The organism is Sporosarcina sp. P33, assembly GCF_002077155.1.
Taxonomy (GTDB): Bacteria; Bacillota; Bacilli; order Bacillales_A; family Planococcaceae; genus Sporosarcina.
Genome location: NZ_CP015027.1, coordinates 342,318 through 364,487 on the forward strand (window position 1 = coordinate 342,318; position 22,170 = coordinate 364,487).

The window sequence follows — 22,170 nt, forward strand, 5'->3', positions numbered from 1 at the left end:
TCTGACAGCTGCAGTTAATGCTGAAATTGAACCATCAGCAATTTTTTCATTTCTTTTGAATAATTCATAGAGCGCCATTCGCATTCCCTCCGCTTCGTACAATAATTGGAATAGTATTCATTTTTCTTGATTTTTTGTTTCATCATTCGCCCCAAACCCTTTCATTCATATTTACTAGATAAATATTTCACTTGTGAAAAAGTAAACCCTATAACTAATGCGTATGTATTTGAAATTGTTGCATCTGCTATATATAAAGATTTTACATCTAAAATTCACAATGTTAACACATTTACTGAATATTCTATAATCAAAACCAATTTGGTTATCACTTTCTGCCAAGTTTATTTGAATAATGAAAGTTATAAATTGTACCAGATTTCGGATTGGTTTTAGAAACTTATAGGGTATACTTTCCTTCGGCTTTGATGGTGTACGTTTACTACATTGATTGACCGGAACAATGAACCCACTGGCCACTGCTCATTGATTTAAAACAGAAAAAACCCATTTGACAGTTTCACATTGTCAAATGGGTCTGACTTTATTTTAAATCTCTTTCAGTTCCGCAATACGGCGCTCAACCGCCGCATACTTCTCTAAATAGTCCTGTTCCTTCGCACGCTCTTCCGCAACAACTGCTTCAGGCGCTTTTGAAGTAAAGCGTTCATTTGATAATTTACCTTGAACGCGTTTCACTTCTCCCTGCCACTTGCCTAGCTCTTTTGTCAAACGGGCCAGCTCTTCTTCAATATCAATTAAGCCTTCAAGCGGCAAATATAATTCAGCTCCTGTTACAACTGCTGACATGGTTTTGCCTGGCGCATTCACTTTAACGCCAATCGTCAGTGCTTCCGGATTACAAAAACGCTCAAGGTAGCTGCGGTTTTCTTCCAGCACCGCCACAGTCGCTTCATCTTTTGCAGAAATATACAAATCGACTTTACGGCTCATCGGTGTATTCACTTCCGCACGAATATTTCGCACGGCTTTAATAATATCCATCAATAATTTCATATGGCCAGCACGGGACTTATCCATTAATGCCTCATCCATTTCCGGCCACTTCGCTACTGTGATCGACTCGCCTTCATGCGGAAGGTTCTGCCAGATCTCTTCTGTAATGAATGGCATCAGCGGGTGCAATAGACGCATCGTATGGTCAAGAACATGCGCAAGAACCGAACGCGTCATTTTCTTCGCTGCTTCATCTTCACCGTATAACGGCAGTTTTGCCATCTCGATATACCAGTCACAGAAATCATCCCAGATAAAGTTGTACAGAGCCCGGCCCATTTCACCGAACTCATAACGGTCGGCAAGGCTTGTCACTTGCTCAACAGTTTCATTTAAACGGGTTAGGATCCATGCATCGGCTACAGATTTCTCTCCTGACAGATCGATTTCATCATACGTCATGCCATCCATATTCATCAATGCAAAGCGGGAAGCATTCCAAATTTTATTGGCAAAGTTCCAGATCGCTTCAACTTTTTCCGTAGAATAGCGCAAATCTTGTCCTGGTGAAGAACCTGTTGCCAGGAAGTAACGCAATGCGTCTGCTCCGTACTGTTCGATGACATCCATTGGGTCTACGCCATTGCCAAGGGACTTGGACATTTTACGGCCGTCTTCCGCACGCACCAAACCATGGATCAAGACGTCTTTAAAAGGACGCTCCTCTGTGAATTCAAGTGCCTGGAAGATCATGCGGGACACCCAAAAGAAGATAATATCATACCCTGTAACAAGGGCATCTGTAGGGTAATACTTTTTGAACATTTCGTTTTCCGTATCAGGCCAGCCCATTGTCGAGAACGGCCATAGCGCAGATGAGAACCAAGTATCCAGCACATCATTGTCCTGCGTCCAGTTTTCTTCATCCGCCGGCGCTTCATGTCCGACATACACTTCACCTGTAGTGTTATGATACCAGGCCGGAATCCGGTGGCCCCACCATAGCTGGCGCGAAATACACCAGTCGTGCACATTTTCCATCCAGCCTAAATACGTCTTTTCAAAACGGTCCGGAACAAAGGTTACTTTTTCATCTTCATTTTTCTGAAGATTGATTGCCTGCTCGGCAAGCGGCTGCATGTTGACAAACCATTGCGTGGATAAATACGGCTCCACTACCGCCCCGCTGCGTTCCGAGTGACCCACAGAGTGCATATGTTCTTCGATTTCAAAGAGCACATCCATTTCCTGCAAATCTTTGACGATTTGCTTACGGCATTCAAAACGATCCATACCTTCATATTTGCCGGCTAATTTATTCATTGTGCCGTCTTCATTCATGACAAGAACCCGCGGCAAGTTATGACGATTACCGATTTCAAAGTCATTCGGGTCATGCGCAGGTGTGATTTTCACTGCACCGCTTCCGAAGTCCATTTCAACATAGTCATCTGCTACAATCGGAATTTCACGTCCGACAATCGGCAGCTTCACCATTTTGCCGATCAGGTGCTGATAGCGTTCATCTTCGGGGTGTACGGCTACAGCTGTATCACCGAGCATTGTCTCAGGACGTGTAGTCGCAATTTCAATGGATCCCGTGCCATCTGTTAATGGATAACGCATATGATAGAATGCACCCTGGACGTCTTTATGAATTACTTCGATATCGGACAATGCCGTTTTCGTTGCAGGGTCCCAGTTGATGATATATTCGCCGCGGTAGATCAGTTTCTTTTCGTATAATTTTACGAAGACTTCGCGAACTGCTTTTGATAAGCCTTCATCTAATGTGAAGCGTTCTTTTGAATAATCAAGCGCCAGACCAAGCTTCGACCATTGTGCGCGGATGTGGCTTGCATATTCTTCTTTCCACTTCCACGTTTCCTGAACAAACTTTTCACGTCCGAGGTCATAGCGGGTTTTCCCTTCTGCGCGCAGTTTTTCTTCGACTCGCGCCTGCGTCGCAATACCCGCGTGGTCCATACCGGGCAGCCACAATGCGTCGTATCCTTGCATACGCTTCATACGAATAAGCATATCCTGTAATGTTGTATCCCAAGCGTGGCCCAAATGAAGTTTGCCTGTTACGTTCGGCGGCGGGATTACAATCGTATATGGTTCTTTTTCACTTTTTACATCGGACTCAAAATATTTACCTTTTAGCCACCATTCATAACGGCCATTTTCTACTGCCTGCGGATCATATTTAGTCGGCATTGTCAGTTCATCAGTCATTACAGTTCCTCCTTCAAATAAAAGGGATACAAAAAAGCCCCACTCATCCCGGTAAAAGGACGAAGGAGCTCGTGGTACCACCTTTATTTATGAATGCTAAAGAGCATTACATCTTCATGATTTGGTAACGGTCTTCACCGGTTCCTGCTACTCTTATTTCACAGAAACTGCTCATAGGGGACTTCCATCTGCTGTTTCCAGGCACGTCTCACCAATCGCACCCTCTCTGAAGAAAACGGTTCACATGTACTTTCCTACTCTTCGCATTTATATTCTTATCACCCATTATTATATGGGAAACATGCTGCGTCCGTCAAGTGATTGCCAGTCAAACGAGAAAGGATGGTGAACGATGCGAAAAGGTTATAATCCCTATCTGCTGCCGCCGTGGCTCAGGAAGACAAGATTTTACTGTAAAGGCTGCATTATTCCGCTGACTGTGTTTCAGCTGATCCGATTACTCATTCTACCTACGACCGGTGACTTTTTATTATTTTGCTTACTCGCTGCTTTGTCCTTCTGCTTCTACAAGAATATTATTTGAATGGAAGATCTTTCTCGTCACATCGTCATCGAGCTGGGCGATGTATAAGAGAAAGTCTTCCATTTCATTTTGGACTTGCTCTACCGCACGATCAGCATTTTCCAGAAACTGCATATGTGATGTAGAAGCGTCGGCCAGCTGTGGTGCAGCAGGTTCTTCCTGAACAATTGGCGCTTCCTGCACAGGGACTTCCTGCTTTAAAAGCACGGTCCACTCCAGAGACAACCCGCCGTCTTCTTTGGCAACAGTTTTAATATCCTGGACATCAAGCTCCAGGTTGCCGTCAAGCTCTGCCGGCAAATCAACATTCAGCGGCACCGCATATTCAAAATATCCTTTGCCGTTTTCTACTTCCACATCATCGATGACGAGCAGGTCCTCTGCCGACAGTTCCACTTGCTTGTCTGCATCAAATACAACGTTTGCCGCAATATGATAGATCCCCTGCAGCCGAATTGCATCCTCTGTACGTTCTTCAGTAAAACCAGGCGTCACCTTCACTTCCGCCGTTTCCGCAAACGCGCCGTATTCAGCAGGAAAATAAAAAGACTCCTGTAATGTCCATTGATGTGTCGTCATTTTCTCTTCACTCCTTTTCTTAACTCAGGCTACTATATGAAGAAAGCGAGGAATTTAGAAGTGATGTGTAAAGTATAACGGGAGTGAACCGGCGTAATGGTGTTAATTGTCGCAGGGATCACGTTATTAGTGTGAACGCGTACGCAATACGAATAGCTGACAGCGCCATGCGTCTAGGGAGCCGCGCTATTCGCCTGGAGAACCGCAACACTTCCAAAACGAATAAACAAAAAAACGCCAGGCAAGTCTGTCTGCCTGGCGTCCAAATTATCTCTTCAATTTTGCAAACACTGTATGGAATGCTTCCACTGTTTTTGCAATTTGTTCCTCTGTATGTGCTGCTGACAAGAACATACCTTCAAACTGGGAAGGAGGTAAAAGGATACCCTCTTCCGCCATGAGACGGTAGTATTCTGCAAACAGTTCAAGATCGGAGGTTTTTGCTTTGTCATAATTATTGACCCGTTCATCTGTGAAAAAGAACCCAATCATAGAACCGGCACGGTTTACAGTGTGCGGAATATTATTTGCTTTCGCTGCAGCGCGGAAGCCTTCTTCCAGCTGATCACCAAGCTGAATAAAGCGCTCATATGTTTCCGGCGTCAATTTCTTCAGCGTTTCAATTCCCGCTGTCATAGCAATTGGATTACCGGATAAAGTACCTGCCTGGTAAATTGTACCCGCCGGTGCTACGTGTTCCATGATTTCACGTGAACCGCCGTACGCGCCGACTGGCAGACCGCCGCCGATTACTTTTCCGAGACACGTCAAGTCAGGTGTGATGCCGAAATGACCTTGCGCACAATTATAGCCGACACGGAAACCTGTCATGACTTCATCGAAGATCAATAGTGAACCGTTTTCCGCCGTCAGATCACGCAGCCCCTGCAAGAAACCGTCGTCAGGTCCAACAACACCCATATTTCCCGCAACCGGCTCTACGATCACTGCGGCCAAATCGTCTCCAAATTCTTTAAAGACTGCTTTGACACTTTCCAAGTCGTTATAAGCAACTGTTATCGTGTTTGAAGCAATGGATTCAGGCACACCCGGGCTGTCCGGCAAACCTAATGTGGCAACACCAGATCCTGCTTTAATCAGCAAGGAGTCCGCGTGGCCATGGTAGCATCCTTCAAATTTCAGGATCTTATTGCGTTTCGTATAGCCGCGAGCCAGACGAAGCGCACTCATTGTTGCCTCTGTGCCTGAAGACACCATGCGCACCATATCAATCGAAGGTACACGGTCGATCACCAGTTCCGCCAATTCATTTTCAAGAAGTGTAGGCGCACCGAAGCTTGTGCCAGTTTCTGCGACCTTTTGAATCGCTGATACTACATCAGGATGCGTGTGACCCAAAATGAGCGGACCCCATGAAAGAATGTAGTCAATATATTCATTGCCGTCGATATCCGTAATGATTGCGCCTTTACCGCTTTCCATGAAAATCGGATCCATATTTACTGATTTAAATGCACGAACCGGAGAGTTTACGCCGCCAGGCATTAAATCAACCGCTTTTTCAAATGCTTGTTTAGATTTCGTATATGTCATTTTTTCCATATTACTTCTCCTCCAACCAGCGGGCGGCATCTTTAGCATGATATGTCATAATAATATCTGCGCCTGCACGCTTCATACTTGTTAGTGTTTCCAGTACAATTTTCTTTTCATCAACCCAGCCGTTAAGAGCTGCTGCTTTGACCATTGCGTATTCCCCGCTGACGTTATATGCAACGACCGGCAACAGTACGTGATTCTTTACGTCACGGATGATATCCAAGTAAGACAATGCTGGTTTGACGATTAAAAAGTCTGCGCCTTCAAGAATATCAGATTCTGCTTCACGCATTGCTTCCATGCGGTTCGCAGGATCCATTTGGTACGTCTTGCGGTCGCCAAATTGTGGAGTTGACTGTGCAGCTTCACGGAACGGGCCGTAGTAAGCGGACGCATATTTCACAGCATACGACATGATGGGGATGTGCTGGAAACCTGCATCATCAAGTGCCTGACGGATCACCGCAACAAATCCATCCATCATATTGGACGGTGCAATGATGTCAGCTCCTGCCTTCGCCTGGCTGACAGCTGTCTGCGCCAGCAGTACGAGGCTTGCATCATTATCTACATCATTATCGTGAATTACACCGCAGTGACCGTGATCGGTATACTCACACAAACAAGTATCTGCAATAACGACTAATTCCGGATGACGCTCTTTCACTGCACGTGTTGCACGCTGAATGATTCCCTCATCCTCGTAAGCGCCTGAACCGACCGCGTCTTTTTCGGATGGAATACCGAATAAAATAATAGATGAAATACCAAGCTCCACGACTTCATCCGTCTCTTTCAGCAGAAGATCGATCGAAAATTGATCTACTCCCGGCATGGATGCGATCGGATTGCGTACATTTTCACCTTCTGTCACAAAGATAGGATAAATGAAATCCGCTGCTTTGATTTCTGTCTCTCTTACCATCGCACGCACTGTTGGGTGTGTACGAAGTCTGCGATGACGCTTAAATTCTATTGGATTCATTTGAATTCTTCCTTTCGTTTGGCCAGTTCATGAACCAGCTCGACTAATGTATAGGTCTCAGGCTTCACGTGAACGGGCGCGCCTGTTTTCAGCAGCGCACGTTCTGTAATGTGTCCGATTGCGCAAACCGTAAACCCTGACCATGTCGTTTTCGGTGCAATACGGTTGGCAAACACCTCTACGGCTGACGGACTTGCAAATAATACAGACACCTGATTTTTCTGGAGTATGCAGCGGCATAGTTTATCGATTTCACTTGTTGCACTTTTCGTTTCATACACTGTCCATTCCGACACATGAAACGGTAATTCCTCGCGAATCAGGCTGCCTGCCAGTGTACCTTTTAAAAAGACCACATGCAGACGCTCTGACTCTTTCGGATTAAACTGCTTAACGAAGACATCCGCACTGAATACACTCGGGATGAATGAAACAGAAAAACCAAGCCGGTCAAGAGAGGCTGCTGTCCGTGTTCCGACTGCCGCTACTTTCCCCGAATATGTATCTGCTGTCACCCCGTAGCGCTGCATCTTCGCACGAAATGCGGCGACGGCCGACTGACTCGTAAAAATCAGCCAATCCGCTTTCATCGCCTGCAGCAACTTCTGGCGGTCAGCCTTCTTCTGAATTTCTTCCACTTCAATAAGGGGTATAGAAACAGGAATGCCGCCGTACGATTTCACGAGTTCGGCAGCTTCCTGTGATTTAGGTGTTCCGGTAAAAATGACCGTTTCTCCAGCTAACGGCAGTTCGTTACGCATCCATTTCTGCCTTCACTTTCTCGATGACTTCCGCGGCCCCTTGATCACGCAAAAGTTTACCGACTTCTTTACCGACTGCAACTGGGTCTGTTCCTTTCACAGTTTCACGGAACACTTCGATTGCATCTGGTGACGCAATAAATCCGGTCAATTCGACTTCTTTGCCATCATATGTTGCAAATCCTGCAATCGGCACCTGGCAGGAACCGTCCATCTCAGCAAGGAATGTACGTTCAGCCTGCAATTCCACCCATGTCTTGTCATCAGTGAGTTTATCCAGTTCACGGCGCAATTCCGCATCGTCTTCACGGCATTCAATGGCCAGTGCACCTTGTCCTACCGCTGGGATACAATCATCAAGCGCCAAGTGCTCTGTTACGATATTGTCATCCCAGCCCATACGCTTGAGTCCGGCAGCTGCCAGAATAATTGCATCATATTCACCGTCATGCAGCTTCCGCAGACGTGTATCGATATTACCGCGAATCCATTTGATTTCGATATCCGGACGCAGCATCAATAATTGTGAACTGCGGCGGAGACTTGAAGTTCCCACAACTGCTCCGATCGGCAAGTCCATAAAACGCACGTGATCGTTTGCAATGTATGCGTCGCGCGGATCTACGCGTTTTGGAATGCAGCCGACTGTCAACCCATCAGGAATTACCGCTGGCATGTCTTTCATGCTATGCACAGCAAAGTCGATCTCTTTGTTATACAGAGCCTGCTGGAATTCTTTTACGAATAGTCCCTTGCCGCCTACTTTTGAAAGCATAACATCCAAAATCTGGTCGCCCTTCGTAACAATTTCCTTCACTTCAAATTCAAATGGCGCACCGGCCTGTTTCATTTGTTCAATAAACCAGTTGGTTTGAGTCAATGCCAGTTTACTTCTGCGTGAACCTACAATAATCTTTCTCACAATATCCTTCCTTCCTTATACCCAAAAATGAAATTGTGACAGCGTACTGCCCAAAAAGAAATTAATAACTGTTAATAGAAATGCAAATATAGTCATCCAGGCAAGTTCTATTGATTGAAGCTTCCCTTTGTAGCTGAAATAGACCACACTGGAATAAATCAGAAGAACTGCGAACGATCCCATGATTTTCACATCAAAAACAGACCAGTCGGCAAGCGCCACATATGCCCACTGTACGCCAAATAATAAACTGACGAACAGAATCGGAATACCCGTGTAGATCGACATCTTCATCCCTGTCAGCGTTTGATGCAAATTAGGAAGACTGGAAAATCGTTTCGTAAACTTCTTGCTTTTCAATACTTTGTAGACAATTAAATACAATACTGCAAATACAAATGCCAGTGCGAACACCGCATACGAGAGGATTGCTGTCGTAATATGAACAAACAGTACTTCTGAAATTAATGAATCGCCCACCGCAGATGCGTTGTATTTCAGATTAGAAAATACATGAATCATCAAGAAGACAAATCCGATAATATTTGTAAAAAAGACCATAAAGTTCACTTTATAAATCAATTGGAACACAATTGATAAGGTGACAAGAAGCCACACGTAAAAATAAATTCCTTCAACCAGTGAAAGCACGGGAAACCGTTTCATTTCAATAATATATAAAGATAAAATAGCGGTTTGGGTAACCCATACGGTGACAATCAGCCAAAAAGCAATGCGCTGCATGATTTTTATCTTCTTAAGGTAATCAATTAAATAAAAGACAAGACTGAGGGCATACAGTACAATCATTAATTCCTGAAGTCTTGCCATGGTCAAATCCACCATATGCTATTCTCTGCCTTTCAAGCTAAAACCTCTCTTTTGCAAGTAAGGTGTATTCGTTAGTATTGTCTCAAATGAAAGGGCGATACTGCAAATAATTGCATTTGCAATAGACATAATTAGTCGAAAAAAGTGAAAACCGTTTGAACTTTTTAAAAGAACCCAATAAAAAAGTGGGCCTGTATCGTTCTTGTGAAAGACAGATACAGAACCACCAGGAATTAGTGTTGGTAATTTAGTTCAGATGCGTCGAGAGTTTCATTTTTTCGCTCAGCGCGTTTTTGCAGACGTTCTTTAGCCTGGATGGCAAGCTGTTCTTTTTCAATCACGACGTCTTCGGCAATGCCAAAGATTTGTTCGAAAATAGCCAGTTTATCTGCTGCTTTTTTATCTGTAGACAATTCTTTTGCCTGTAAGATTGGTTCTTTCAACAGTTGATTAATAATTGACTTTGTATGTTTATTAAGAACTTTTTTCTCGCGTTCTGTCAGGTCCGGCATTTTGTTTTCGATACTAAGCATCGTTTCACTTTGGATCCGGCTCGCTTTTTTACGCAATGCAGAAATCATCGGCACAACTCCGAGAGTGGAAAGCCATTCTTTAAAAGCCACCACTTCTTTTTCAATCATCAGACCGATCTCATCTGCTGCGCGTTTTCGCTCTTCCAGATTAGCTTCGACAATGCCCTGCAAGTCATCGATATCATACAAGAAGACACTGTCCAAGTCGCCGATCTTAGGATCTAAATCACGCGGCACGGCAATATCAACCATAAATAACGGTTTGCCTTTACGCAATTTCTCTACATACTGCATTAACTCGTAGTCAATGACATACTCCGTAGCGCCAGTAGAGCTGATGAGGATATCCGCTTCAAGAAGCAAACATTGCAGCTCCTGCATGGACTTCGCTTCACCGTCAAACTTTGCAGCCAGTATTTCTGCATTGGAAAACGTCCGGTTGATCACTGTGATTTTCCCTGTGCCGCTTCCCTGCAAGTTTTTAACTGCCAATTCTCCCATTTTTCCAGCTCCAAGAATGGCAATATGCTTATCTTTTAATGAGCCAAAGATCTTTTTACCCAATTCAACTGCTGCATAGGAAACAGAAACTGCATTTTCACCTATTGCAGTATCAGTATGGGCTCTTTTTGCTGTCGTAATCGCCTGCTTAAACAATTCATTGAATACCGTACCTGTAGTACCGATATTTTGTGCCGCAAAGAAACTGCTGCGTACTTGACCTAAAATTTGTGTTTCCCCGAGCACCATAGAATCGATCCCGGCAGCTACACGCAATAAATGTTCAATCGCACCATCTTCTTCATGAATGATTAAATGACTAGAGAATTCTTCCATAGGAATCGCAAACCAGTCAGCAAGGAATTTCTTTATATAATACCGTCCCGTATGAATCTGATCGACTACCGCATAGATTTCTGTGCGGTTACAAGTGGAAATAATAATATTTTCCAAGATGCTCTTTTGCTGCTGCAAAGTTTGCATCGCCTGGGGCAGATCAGTTTCAACGAATGATAATTTTTCTCTAATTTCGACAGGGGCAGTCCGGTGGTTAACACCGACAACAACTGTATACATTAGGTGCTCACACCTTTCAGAATCTTTTCGTACATTCATTATAACATACATAGCGCTTTAGTCGGAATGTAAATTGTGAACATCGTTTGAAGTCATAATGTAGCAATTCCAATAGATCAGTGCAAGATTTTACATGCGACTTTCGATTTCACGCCATACCTCATCCATACCAATCCCTTTTTCGGATGAAAATAAAATTAATGGATGATGCTTTTCCATATCTAACGTTGTACGGACAATCTTTTTATGCTTTTCCCACTTGCCTTTAGGGATTTTATCCGCCTTCGTCGCAATGACGATCGTCGGGATGTTATAGCTCGCAAGAAATTCATACATTAGGCAGTCATCCGCGGATGGCGGGTGACGCAAATCGACAATCTGTATGACGGCACGCAATTCTTCACGAGACATCATGTACTGCTCGATCATTCCGCCCCATTTACCGCGCTCTGATTTTGATACTTTTGCGTAACCATACCCAGGCACATCGACAAAGAATAATTGTTCTTCGATTTTATAGAAGTTAAGCGTCTGGGTCTTTCCAGGTTTAGATGAGGTGCGGGCCAGACTTTTACGGCCGATCATTTTATTGATGAATGAGGATTTACCTACATTTGAACGGCCTGCCAATGCAAATTCCGGGTAGCCTTCTGTTGGATATTGTTCCGGTTTGACCGCACTCATAACCATTTCTACGTTATGGACTTTCATTTCTTTTCCTCCAAAGCGATATCGAGTACTTCCTGAGCATCCGACACGAGTTTAAATGTTAATTCTTTTCTAATGCTGTCAGGTATATCATCCAAGTCACGTTCATTATCTGACGGAATAATAATCGTGCGTAATCCCGCACGGTGTGCACTTAGTGTCTTCTGCTTCAAACCGCCGATGGGCAGCACACGTCCGCGCAAAGTTACTTCCCCTGTCATGCCGACTTCACGTCTGATTGGGCGTTCTGTCAAAGCGGACACGAGCGCAGTGACTATTGTAATACCCGCCGACGGTCCATCTTTTGGCGTGGCGCCTTCTGGAACGTGAATATGAATGTCCCATTTTTCATGGAAATCAGGTTCGATATCAAACGATACAGCTTTTGAACGAACATAGGATAATGCAGTCTGTGCCGATTCCTTCATGACGTCGCCAAGCTTCCCTGTCAGCAGGAGTTTGCCCTTTCCGGGTGACAGCGACACTTCAATCTGAAGTGTATCTCCGCCAACTGCTGTATAAGCAAGCCCTGTTGCCATTCCGACCTGGTTGACCGTTTCCGCCTGTCCGAAACGGAAGCGTTTTTTGCCTAGAAGAGATTGCAGTGATTTCGGACTCACTGTCAGGCTCTTCTTGTCGCCTGCCAGAATCTGACGCGCGGCTTTACGGCAAATGCTCGCAATTTCGCGCTCAAGTGAGCGCACACCCGCTTCACGCGTATAATAGCGCACGACTTCAAGTACTGCATCCTCTTGAAAACGAACCTGAGATTTCTTCAGTCCGTGTTCTTTCATTTGTTTTGGTATGAGATGATTAATTGCAATCGACTGTTTTTCCTGCTCTGTATAACCTGGTATTGATATCACTTCCATTCGGTCACGCAGCGGTCCGGGAATAGCTCCCAGATCATTCGATGTCGCAATGAACAGTACGCTAGAGAGATCATACGGCTCTTCTATATAATGGTCGCTGAATGTGCTGTTCTGTTCCGGATCCAATACCTCGAGCATTGCGGATGACGGGTCACCACGGAAGTCATTAGACATTTTATCGATTTCATCCAGCAAGAATACAGGATTGATTGTGCCTGCCTTTTTCATACTCTGAATAATACGTCCCGGCATAGCCCCCACATAGGTTCTGCGGTGTCCGCGGATTTCCGATTCGTCACGAACGCCGCCAAGTGACAAACGGACAAATTCACGGCCGAGTGATTCGGCAATCGAACGGGCCAATGAAGTTTTACCCACTCCTGGCGGTCCGTCCAGACAAAGTATCGGTCCCCGCAAAGAGTTCGTCATCTGACGAACAGCCAGGAATTCGAGAATACGTTCCTTCACTTTTTCAAGTCCTTCGTGATCGCGATGTAAAATTGCTTCTGAACGCGCTAAATCCAGCTGATCCTCTGTTGCATATGTCCAGGGCAGCATGATGAGCCATTCGATGTAATTACGGATGATTCCGCTCTCCGCAGAAATCGAAGGGATTTTTTCATAACGCTCCAGCTCACGCTCGGCAGTTTCTCTCACCGATGGCGGCATATTAGATTCTTCAATTTTCTTCGTCAGTTCAGATACTTCCAGACCTTTTCCGTCTTTATCGCCGAGCTCTGTCTGAATGGCTTTTAATTGTTCGCGCAAATAGAACTCTTTCTGCGTACGTTCCATTGCTTCCTTGACGCGCTCGTTGATTTTCTGTTCCATTTCCATAATTTCCTGCTCGTTATACATACGGCTGATGAGCCATTCTAACCGTTTTGGCACATCCGTCATTTCAAGCACTTCTTGTTTCGCAGTTAATTTTAACGGCAAATTGGATGCGATCATATCTGCCAGTCTGCCTGGTTCCTGAATGCCTTCAACAGTTTCTAATGTCTCGTCCGAAATACGCTTGCTGTTTTTCGCATACCGTTTAAATTGTGCAACGAGCGAACGCATCAGCGCTTCATCTTCTACATCTTTTTCATCATTTTCTTCGTAGCATGCGGCATTGACGACCGGATACAAATCAGCTTCTTTATATGAATTCCATAGGGCGCGGTGTAAGCCTTCAATTAACACACGATATGTGCCGTTTGGCAGCTGCGTTATAGATTTGATATTGGCCAATGTGCCGATTTTATGCAAATCTTCTTTTTCCGGATTTTCCAGAGTCAGATCTTTCTGTGTGGCCAGAAAGACTTTATGATCTCCGGCTAATGCATGTTCTATTGCAAAAATGGAGCGTTCCCGGCCAACGTCTATGTGTAATAGCATCGTCGGATAAACAATCACTCCGCGAAGTGGCAATAATGGGATGTTCTGCTCTTGAATCGTCGGCATGATAAGCCACCTCCAATAAATTATGTATGTATATGTAGGACATGCAGATGAAATCTTATGTAAGAAAAAGCCGACTGCCGAACGTATGAGATACGCATCGGTGGAGCCGGCTTTTTTGCCATTTCGGCGTTATGCGGTATTTTTTTCGTTGCCCGGTTCAAATATCGTACCGTCTTCTTTATATAAAATCGGCGTTGATTTGCCAAGAACGGAATCTTTTGTAATGATACATTCCTTCACTTCTTCAAGTGACGGCAGATCATACATTACATCCAGCATGATATTTTCAATAATCGAGCGTAATCCGCGCGCACCTGTCTTGCGTGCAATTGCTTCTCTTGCGATTTCAAGCAATGCATCTTCTTCAAAACGAAGAGCTACATCATCAAGTTCGACCATCTTCTGGTATTGTTTTACAATCGCGTTTTTTGGTACTGTCAGGATTTGATACAATGTATCAACGTCCAGCGAATCCAATGTAGCGATAACCGGCAAGCGGCCGATAAATTCCGGAATCAGCCCGTATGACTGGAGATCCTCAGGAATTAATTTTGCCAGCAGGCTTTCTTCTTCATCAATTTCCTGAGTGGAATCTGAACCGAAACCGATGACTTTACGTCCGATGCGGCGTTTGACGATATCTTCTATACCATCAAATGCTCCCCCAACAACAAACAGGATATTCGTTGTATCAATTTGCAGGAACTCCTGATGCGGATGCTTACGTCCGCCCTGCGGAGGCACGCTCGCAACTGTTCCTTCGAGAATCTTCAGTAAAGCCTGTTGAACCCCTTCACCTGAAACGTCACGTGTAATCGATGCGTTCTCAGATTTACGGGCGACTTTGTCGATTTCATCGATGTAAATAATTCCTCTTTCAGCCTTATCGATATCAAAGTCTGCTGCCTGAATCAATTTCAGAAGAATATTTTCAACATCTTCCCCGACGTATCCCGCTTCAGTCAGTGAAGTGGCATCTGCAATAGCAAATGGCACGTCCAGAATACGAGCCAGCGTCTGCGCCAGTAAGGTTTTACCGCTGCCCGTTGGTCCGATTAAGACGATATTTGATTTTGCCAGTTCGACGTCATCAATTTTACTGCCTGAATTTACACGTTTATAGTGATTATAGACAGCTACCGCAAGTGATTTCTTTGCGCGATCCTGACCGATGATGTATTCATCCAGAATGCTTTGGATTTCCCTTGGTTTCGGAACGTCTTTCAGCTCAAAGCCTTCTTCAAGACCTACTTCTTCTTCGACGATTTCCGCACAAAGTTCAACACATTCATCACAAATATATACCCCTTGACCTGCTACTAATTTGCGGACTTGCTCCTGTGACTTTCCGCAGAAAGAACAGCTCAGGTTATCGTTTTCATCATTAAATTTGAACATTATGCTCACCCCTATTCAAGTGAATATACTACAAGATTACCATGACTTAATCAACTATTTAGAACTTATTGACCGACAGAAGCCGGTCAGCTATGTATGGATATATGCCCTAGCTTATGGAGTTTCCTTAAGACTATACATGAAGTTCTTCATTTAAGAAAAACAAGGTACGGGCAAACCGTACCTTGTGTAATCTATATATGCTGACTCAACCATTTTACAGTTGCTTCTGCTGCTGCGCTGCTCCGGTTTCGGACGAAAGATTCAACTCTGAATCTTTCCAGCTGCCCAGCACTGCAATCAACTTGGCATTCTGTTTGCCAGTATTTCACAAGAAGAATTCAGTTCAACTTATATAGAAAGTCAGTCGATGATTTTTGCGTTATCAACAAGTAATTGTACTGTTTTGTTGAAGCGAAGATCGTTTTCAAGTACAGTTGTGCCGCCAAGAGTTGTCTTGATCTGCTCCACTTCCATACCGAATTGCTCAGACATTTTTTCAAGTTCTGCATTAATTTCTTCTTCTGGAACCTCTACGTTTTCAGCAGCTCCGATTGCTTCAAGTGTCAATGACACACGAACACGGCTTAGTGCGTCGTCCTTCATTTGGTCGCGAAGAGCCTGCTCATCCTGACCAGAGAACTGGAAGTAAAGATCCAAGTTCATGCCCTGCATTTGCAGACGCTGTTCGAAGTCTTGCATCATGCGGTCCGTTTCTGAATCAATCATCGCCTGCGGAATATCCATTTCAGCGTTGCTTGCAGCCTGTTCTACTAAATCGTCACGAAGAGCTGTTTCAGAATCATTCTTTTTCACTTCTTCAGCTTCTTCTTTCAACTTTGTGCGCAGTTCTTCAACTGAAGAAACGCTCTCATCGATTTCTTTTGCCAGCTCGTCATCAAGTTCAGGAACTTCTTTAGACTTAATTTCATTTACTTTCACTTTGAATGTAGCAGGTTGTCCAGCTAATTCTGCAGCGTGGTATTCTTCAGGGAATGTAATTTCGATGTCTTTTTCTTCACCTGTTTTCATTCCGACTACTTGCTCTTCAAATCCAGGGATGAATGAACCGGATCCAACTTCAAGATCGTAGTTCTCAGACTTTCCGCCTTCGAATGCTTCGCCGTTAGCGAATCCTTCGAAATCGATTGTAGCTGTGTCGCCTTCTTCAACAGCACCGTCTTCTTTAACAACCATTTCAGCAAGACTTTCACGGCGCTGCTCAAGTTGTGCGTCTACTTCTTCATCTGTCACTTCAACCGGCTGACGAGTTACTTCAAGTCCTTTGTATTCGCCAAGCTTCACTTCAGGCTTTAATGCGATAACAGCTGTGAATACAACCGGCTCGCCTTTTTCAAGCTTTTCAATGTCGATTTCAGGAGCTGCGATTGGTTCCAGGCCAGCTTCCTCTACCGCTTTAGAGTACGCTTCAGGAAGTACGATATCGATCGCATCGTTGTAAAGCGCTTCTTCTCCGTACATTTTGTTGAACATTTTACGCGGCATTTTTCCTTTACGGAAACCAGGCGCTTGTACTTTCTTTACTACTTTTTTGAACGCTTCGTCCATTCCTTCGTTAAAACGTTCTACGGAAACTTCAAATGTCAGTTTCCCTTCACTGCCTTCTAATTTTTCCCATTTAACTGTCATATGTATGACCTCCAAATCATTTGCATTACTCGTATTTTTATCTTAATCAAATATACCTTCGCATAGTGGTGTCTGAATTTTTTTATGTGTACTAAAAAATCTTCGCTACCCTTTGAAGGTTTTATCCGGATTCAGCTAATTTTGTTTCGCCTGTAATTAGCGCGAACATGGCTGAAGCCAGATAAGCAGTTGACAACCATTTTAGTATAACATAGTCTATTCATCTTTCAAGAATTAATCACTGTCAGATTTCCATTTCTTCGTCTACAGAACGTATGAACGCAAGCAACGGTGATTCTTCAGCCTGCCTGCCGTACAGCAGCTGTTTTGTATAGGCAACGTATGCTCCCGCCACTTCCTCTGCTGTGTAAGGCCCCCAGTGAAACGGAAACAGCAGCACGCTGTATTTAAGAATCAGATTAACGACGAGTTCACTGGCAGTCGGATCTTTCTCAAATTGGGACTTTGCGAGAAACTGCACTTCGCCTAGGAATTGATCTTCTTCAGGAGATACAAGCCTCGACGGATTGGTTTCCGTTTCAAAATGATATTTACGGATAGCCAGTGATTCCTGGTATCCGATTTGCTGCAATAACATCAAAGCGTATGTCTGTACGATGGGTAATGAATCTGCCGCTTCAGTCACTTCCACTAAGAGGGGAATATACGGCTGCAGCTTCTGATGCTGCAGAGACAATAAAAATTCCTGCTGCTCCATTGCATTCATTTTTTTAAATGCCTGGGCAGTAAGCGGAGGCTCCTCTATAGCTGGTTCTTCGTAGCGGTCAGACAGACGTTTATTGAGTTCGCGTAAATATTGAAACTTCTGCAAGCTGTGGGGCGGAATGATTTCTTTTTCCAATAAACCTTGAATCGTCAGCTCCACTTCATCGTATTGCTGTAATTGAATGGAAATGGATAAGTACAGCTCCAGAAGCTCTATGTAGTCCCCCGCCTGATTTTGCATTGCGAGAAGTGCAAACTTTTTTGCCCGCTGATAATCTTTCGTTTCATAAAGGGAGATGGCCATTCCGTCCAGCACAGAATAGTCTTCTGGATCAATTTCCAATATGGATTCGAAATGAAGAATAGCCTCTTTATGAAGGTCACGTTCCATCGCCTGTTTTGCATCCCTATGCAGTCGTTCGAGTGTACCTGGAAAGACAACCACATTTCCTTTACTAATCACTTGTCTTCGCTTTTTCTGCACTGTGTTCACCTGCCTGCTTTGTTAACTTTCACTATATCACAGCCGCAGAATCGGATTCCACTCAGCCGCAGTGAAAAACATCACACGATTACTTATGCGAATTGTCCGCAACATACCACTGCCGTACGTCTGCTTCACAGATGACAGGCAGTTCGGCAGTTGTCCCAATAAACTCCCCGTCTGTATGACATCCTATTTTCCGGTCGGCTTTAATGATGAACTTCCTGGCCTTATAAACAGAAACACCGCGAAATCGGGTATGACTGCCATTAAAGACCGTCAAAAATACGGCAAGAAATTTGATCAATGAAATCGAATGAACCACGGTTAGTTCAAATTCTCCATCATCATAAACGGAGTGGGGAGAAATCTTCATACCGCCTCCGTAATACTTCTGATTGCTGACCGTAATCATCCAGACCTTTTTAAAATGCCGGGTATCCGGGCCAATTTGCACGGCAGCAGAGAAACGTGTAAATGTAAGCAGTGAATGTACGACAGTCAATGCATAGACAACACTTCCGAGCTTCCACCTGTTCAGCAGATGTTTGACAGGCGAGCGGCTGACTGCAAGTGAAATATCCGCATCCAGACCAAAACCGCTGCTGCCTGCGAAATACCGCTTGTGCCCGTCTTCCAATTGGACAGAACCAAAATCTACTGCCTTTCGTTTGGGCGACTTTGCAGCTGCATAGTTCTGAATGTCATCCAGACGTGAAAACGCAGGAAATTCTCTGACAAAATCATTGCCAGAGCCCGCTTTCATGACGCCGATCGTCACATGGGCAAAGCCCGCCACCCCATTCAATACTTCATGAATTGTGCCGTCTCCGCCGATAACGACCAGCAGCAGAGCCTCATCTGATTTCTTCGCCAGCTGAAAAGCCAGCTCCGTCGCGTGACCGCGGTATTCTGTCAAGTCGAAAGGATAGACATTTTCCTTCTTGAGTTCAGCCCACACTTTTGCACCTTTACCGTCACCCGCCTGTTCATTGATGATGAAATGCACATCCATATGCCACGCCTCTTTCACAAACCGTTTCCACTATAGTAGCAGACTGACAAATCACTTACTAGAATGATTGTCAGATCATTTGATACTTCACGAGAAGACTCGCGCTGACCGTAATCGTACCCGGCTCAATCGGCGTAGTTCCTGTATCTGCCATGGCCATTGCGCGGAAAGCAATAGGCTGCGTCGTATGCTGTTCTTCAACTTTGACAGGAATTGGGCGATTCGGCAGCTTCAATGATGTACCGATGGTCACCATTTTTGTCTCAGCGTCTTGCAGCGCGAGTGCCAGAGCTTGCTGATAATACATATCCTGCTCCTGGATTTTAAATTCGATGGAGCCGATTTGATTGGCGCCGTTTTTGACTGCCAAATCAACCAGTTCACCATCTCTTGAGAGATCAGCGCTCGTGACGCGTATCGAGTTGATCACCTCATAGCCCTGGAAACGCTGCTCACCATTTATATATTCATAGACAGGACGAATTTGAAAGTCAATTGTTTGAATAGAGTTTTCTGCGACGCCTGCCGAAAGAAGCGCCTGAATTACCTGATTCATCCGCTTGGCGTTCTCTTGCTGAATTTCTCCGAGCTCGGTGCCTCTTGATACGACGGACAAAATGATATGGACAGTATCAGGAGAAACTTTGACTGCACCTTCACCAAAAACAGTTATTGTACGAGTTTTCTCTTCATTATACATACGGCACACTCCCCTTTTATGATTGCTCTTACTTCTATGCAACCATGCTGCCGTTTCATACCTTGTTTTTACTATTGGAAGAGGATTACTGCCTGTTAATTCCGCTGTGTATACAATTCCCTAAAATGATTTTAAACGTCACGCCTTCTGGTTGTTCCAATAACTCAATCGATCCGTGATGCTTTTCTGCAATTTGTTTGACGATTGACAGGCCCAGTCCGTGAGCTCCGTCCCTTCCTTTTGTAAATGGCGTGAAAAGCTGATCTTTAATAGAAGGATCCACCGATTCCCCGTCATTATAAAAGTAAAGAACAGCCTTGCCGTGTTCTTTCACACATCGGATCGACAAAAATTTGTCCGCATACTTTAATTGATTGTCCAGCATGTTTTCAATCAGAATTTCCATTTCGTGCCGATAACCAATGATGGTCAGCTGTTTCGCAAGCTGTAAATCTACAGTCAGACCAGATGCATTTACAGTCAGATTTTCCGCCACCTGTTCGATCAGTTCATCTAGTTGTACAAGCTGAATATCTTGTCCATTCCCCAATTCCTGTACGTTGGACTTTGCAATGAATAATAAGTCCTCTACTCTGCTTTCAATCCTGGCCGTTTGTTTGGTTATAGTATTCAATGTGTCTTCCAGGCTGCCCTTCGGATGAACTCCTTCTTTGGCAGACTCTGCATAACTTGAAATGATCATAATGGGTGTTTTTAGTTCATGGGAGATGTACCGCAGCATCGATTGCTGTGCTACATCCTTTTGCTTCAAATTTTGCTTCATTGCAGAAAATGAAGCAGCCAAATCTTGAATATCAGCGTCTTCTGTCTCCAGTACGAGTTCTGTATCCCAGTTTTCTGTGCCGGTCTGCATTATATACTGTTTCAATTTATAAATATTGTCATATAATTTATTCGTTATCGTCCTTGTCAGCAGTACTGATAATATAAAAACACCTACAGTTATAGCCAGAAACCATAAGAGCATCTTCGGAAGTATTTCTTTATATATATCCTTTACTACAGAGTACTTGTATACTTTTTCACCGTTCTCATAGTCCAAGTCAATTTTGTACAGTAAATATTTCCCGTCCACTTCTTCACGGTATACTTTGCTTTCCTCCATCTGTTCTGTTGCCTGATCCATAATGTACTCCGCTGTCGGCTCCCCGTGAATTGCATCCACTATATCGATGCTATGCGCCGTTACGCCCAGAATCCATTCATTATACACTCCCCGCTCTTCATTTTTCTCATAGGTATACTCATCGATAATGCGGTCTTCAAAGATCTTGCCGAAATAATAGTACGACCAAAAGTAAACAATCGTAATGCTGGTAATACTTATCAGTGTAATGAAAACGGCCATAAGAATCGTAAACCTGGATGCCAGCCATGTCTGACGCTTTTTCATAAGTTGCACCGGTATCCGAAACCGTAGATGGTCTCAATATGAAAGTCAGGCATTTTCTGACGGATTCTTTTGATATAGTTGTCCACCACCCGCTCGCTGCCGAAATAATCATCTCCCCAAATTTGTTGGAGTAATAACTCACGCGGGATTGCAGCATGGTTATGTTTAGCAAAAAACCGTATGATATCAAATTCTCGGCTGGTGATATCCAATTCTTGATGATCCTTCATGATCATTCTGCGGCTTTCATCCATTATATATGGGCCAATTGCAAGCAAATTTGCTGCAGCAGTCTGCGGCTTAGTTTGCAAGATTTTCTTTATACGCAACACTAATTCTGCCGGCAAGAAAGGCTTAGTTATATAATCATCACAGCCAATTTCAAAGCCAATCACCCGATCTATACTTTCTCCTCTTGCGGAAATTAAAATGACGGGTGTATTCTCATTAATTGCTTTAATTTCTTTTAATAATTCAAACCCACTGCCGTCAGGGAGCATAATGTCCACTACCCAGCAGTCGACATGCGTGTGAAGCTGCTCCGACGCCTCCTGAAGATTACTGCAAGACAACACCTTCCAATCATTTTTCTTTAGGTAAACGGAAAGTATTTGCAGCAAATCCTGTTCATCCTCGACAAGACAGATTGTTTTCATCATACTCACTCCTTTTGTATCGTTCTATCTTCAGTATACAATCCTTCTCCCTAAATGTAGAGTTCACCTGCGCCGGACACAATTAAACACAATTCTTGCACAATTGAATAC

The 22,170-nt window shown here is 44.2% G+C and carries 18 protein-coding genes and 1 other annotated feature; all 18 genes read right to left on the bottom strand.

The window, feature by feature from the left end; genetic code table 11:
* Positions 1–14: 14 nt before the first annotated feature.
* Entirely contained in the window at positions 15–146 is a 132-nt protein-coding gene (locus SporoP33_RS16400; protein WP_255363021.1) for a hypothetical protein, read from the bottom strand.
* Positions 147–549: 403 nt separating this feature from the next.
* Entirely contained in the window at positions 550–3,195 is a 2,646-nt protein-coding gene (locus SporoP33_RS01655) for a valine--tRNA ligase (protein WP_081242130.1), read from the bottom strand.
* Between the two features lie 52 nt (positions 3,196–3,247).
* Positions 3,248–3,466, bottom strand: a binding site (T-box leader).
* A 228-nt stretch (positions 3,467–3,694) separates the two neighbouring features.
* Positions 3,695–4,318 carry a hypothetical protein gene (locus SporoP33_RS01665; RefSeq protein ID WP_081242132.1) on the bottom strand — a complete coding sequence of 208 codons (624 nt, stop codon included), beginning with the start codon at positions 4,316–4,318 and terminating at the stop codon, positions 3,695–3,697.
* A 267-nt stretch (positions 4,319–4,585) separates the two neighbouring features.
* Positions 4,586–5,872 (bottom strand): glutamate-1-semialdehyde 2,1-aminomutase, encoded by a 1,287-nt coding sequence (hemL, locus tag SporoP33_RS01670; RefSeq protein WP_081244718.1) that lies wholly within the window; start codon positions 5,870–5,872, stop codon positions 4,586–4,588.
* A gap of 10 nt (positions 5,873–5,882) precedes the next feature.
* Entirely contained in the window at positions 5,883–6,863 is a 981-nt protein-coding gene (gene hemB, locus SporoP33_RS01675) for a porphobilinogen synthase (protein ID WP_081242133.1), read from the bottom strand.
* The gene (locus SporoP33_RS01680; protein ID WP_081242134.1) at positions 6,860–7,624 is read right to left on the bottom strand and encodes a uroporphyrinogen-III synthase; all 765 of its coding nucleotides are present in this window, start codon (positions 7,622–7,624) and stop codon (positions 6,860–6,862) included. The genes hemB and SporoP33_RS01680 overlap by 4 nt, the downstream gene beginning before the upstream one ends.
* Positions 7,617–8,546: a hydroxymethylbilane synthase gene (gene hemC, locus SporoP33_RS01685; protein ID WP_081242135.1), complete on the bottom strand. Its 930-nt coding sequence runs from the start codon at positions 8,544–8,546 to the stop codon at positions 7,617–7,619. Before hemC ends, SporoP33_RS01680 begins: the two co-directional genes overlap by 8 nt.
* 15 nt (positions 8,547–8,561) lie before the next feature.
* Entirely contained in the window at positions 8,562–9,392 is an 831-nt protein-coding gene (gene ccsA, locus SporoP33_RS01690) for a cytochrome c biogenesis protein CcsA (RefSeq protein WP_081242136.1), read from the bottom strand.
* A 218-nt stretch (positions 9,393–9,610) separates the two neighbouring features.
* On the bottom strand, positions 9,611–10,987 hold the full coding sequence (hemA, locus tag SporoP33_RS01695) for a glutamyl-tRNA reductase (protein WP_081242137.1): 1,377 nt from the start codon (positions 10,985–10,987) through the stop codon (positions 9,611–9,613).
* A gap of 129 nt (positions 10,988–11,116) precedes the next feature.
* Positions 11,117–11,698, bottom strand: coding sequence for a ribosome biogenesis GTP-binding protein YihA/YsxC (gene yihA, locus SporoP33_RS01700; RefSeq protein ID WP_081242138.1), 582 nt, complete (start codon positions 11,696–11,698; stop codon positions 11,117–11,119).
* Positions 11,695–14,016, bottom strand: a complete 2,322-nt coding sequence (gene lon / locus SporoP33_RS01705; protein ID WP_081242139.1) for an endopeptidase La — start codon at positions 14,014–14,016, stop codon at positions 11,695–11,697. Before lon ends, yihA begins: the two co-directional genes overlap by 4 nt.
* Positions 14,017–14,145: 129 nt before the next feature.
* On the bottom strand, positions 14,146–15,414 hold the full coding sequence (gene clpX / locus SporoP33_RS01710; protein ID WP_081242140.1) for an ATP-dependent protease ATP-binding subunit ClpX: 1,269 nt from the start codon (positions 15,412–15,414) through the stop codon (positions 14,146–14,148).
* A gap of 363 nt (positions 15,415–15,777) precedes the next feature.
* Complete coding sequence (tig, locus tag SporoP33_RS01715; RefSeq protein ID WP_081242141.1) at positions 15,778–17,064, bottom strand: trigger factor; 1,287 nt, start codon at positions 17,062–17,064, stop codon at positions 15,778–15,780.
* Positions 17,065–17,308: 244 nt separating this feature from the next.
* A complete protein-coding gene (locus SporoP33_RS01720; RefSeq protein WP_081242142.1) occupies positions 17,309–18,274 on the bottom strand; it encodes a hypothetical protein in 966 nt (321 codons plus the stop codon).
* An 88-nt stretch (positions 18,275–18,362) separates the two neighbouring features.
* Complete coding sequence (locus SporoP33_RS01725) at positions 18,363–19,289, bottom strand: diacylglycerol/lipid kinase family protein (protein ID WP_081242143.1); 927 nt, start codon at positions 19,287–19,289, stop codon at positions 18,363–18,365.
* 70 nt (positions 19,290–19,359) lie between these two features.
* Positions 19,360–19,989, bottom strand: a complete 630-nt coding sequence (locus tag SporoP33_RS01730; protein WP_081242144.1) for an SIMPL domain-containing protein — start codon at positions 19,987–19,989, stop codon at positions 19,360–19,362.
* 85 nt (positions 19,990–20,074) lie between these two features.
* The gene (locus tag SporoP33_RS01735) at positions 20,075–21,403 is read right to left on the bottom strand and encodes a sensor histidine kinase (RefSeq protein WP_081242145.1); all 1,329 of its coding nucleotides are present in this window, start codon (positions 21,401–21,403) and stop codon (positions 20,075–20,077) included.
* On the bottom strand, positions 21,400–22,059 hold the full coding sequence (locus tag SporoP33_RS01740) for a response regulator transcription factor (RefSeq protein WP_196796830.1): 660 nt from the start codon (positions 22,057–22,059) through the stop codon (positions 21,400–21,402). The genes SporoP33_RS01735 and SporoP33_RS01740 overlap by 4 nt, the downstream gene beginning before the upstream one ends.
* Positions 22,060–22,170: the final 111 nt, after the last annotated feature.

Coding starts and splice junctions, on each gene's coding strand:
- SporoP33_RS01665 (WP_081242132.1), bottom strand. CDS start 4,318: ATGACGACACATCAATGGACATTACAGGAGTCTTTTTATTTTCCTGCT.
- SporoP33_RS01655 (WP_081242130.1), bottom strand. CDS start 3,195: ATGACTGATGAACTGACAATGCCGACTAAATATGATCCGCAGGCAGTA.
- hemL (WP_081244718.1), bottom strand. CDS start 5,872: ATGACATATACGAAATCTAAACAAGCATTTGAAAAAGCGGTTGATTTA.
- clpX (WP_081242140.1), bottom strand. CDS start 15,414: ATGTTCAAATTTAATGATGAAAACGATAACCTGAGCTGTTCTTTCTGC.
- SporoP33_RS01740 (WP_196796830.1), bottom strand. CDS start 22,059: ATGAAAACAATCTGTCTTGTCGAGGATGAACAGGATTTGCTGCAAATA.
- hemB (WP_081242133.1), bottom strand. CDS start 6,863: ATGAATCCAATAGAATTTAAGCGTCATCGCAGACTTCGTACACACCCA.
- tig (WP_081242141.1), bottom strand. CDS start 17,064: ATGACAGTTAAATGGGAAAAATTAGAAGGCAGTGAAGGGAAACTGACA.
- ccsA (WP_081242136.1), bottom strand. CDS start 9,392: ATGGTGGATTTGACCATGGCAAGACTTCAGGAATTAATGATTGTACTG.
- SporoP33_RS01725 (WP_081242143.1), bottom strand. CDS start 19,289: ATGGATGTGCATTTCATCATCAATGAACAGGCGGGTGACGGTAAAGGT.
- SporoP33_RS01730 (WP_081242144.1), bottom strand. CDS start 19,989: ATGTATAATGAAGAGAAAACTCGTACAATAACTGTTTTTGGTGAAGGT.
- hemA (WP_081242137.1), bottom strand. CDS start 10,987: ATGTATACAGTTGTTGTCGGTGTTAACCACCGGACTGCCCCTGTCGAA.
- SporoP33_RS01680 (WP_081242134.1), bottom strand. CDS start 7,624: ATGCGTAACGAACTGCCGTTAGCTGGAGAAACGGTCATTTTTACCGGA.
- lon (WP_081242139.1), bottom strand. CDS start 14,016: ATGCCGACGATTCAAGAGCAGAACATCCCATTATTGCCACTTCGCGGA.
- SporoP33_RS16400 (WP_255363021.1), bottom strand. CDS start 146: ATGATGAAACAAAAAATCAAGAAAAATGAATACTATTCCAATTATTGT.
- yihA (WP_081242138.1), bottom strand. CDS start 11,698: ATGAAAGTCCATAACGTAGAAATGGTTATGAGTGCGGTCAAACCGGAA.
- SporoP33_RS01735 (WP_081242145.1), bottom strand. CDS start 21,403: ATGAAAAAGCGTCAGACATGGCTGGCATCCAGGTTTACGATTCTTATG.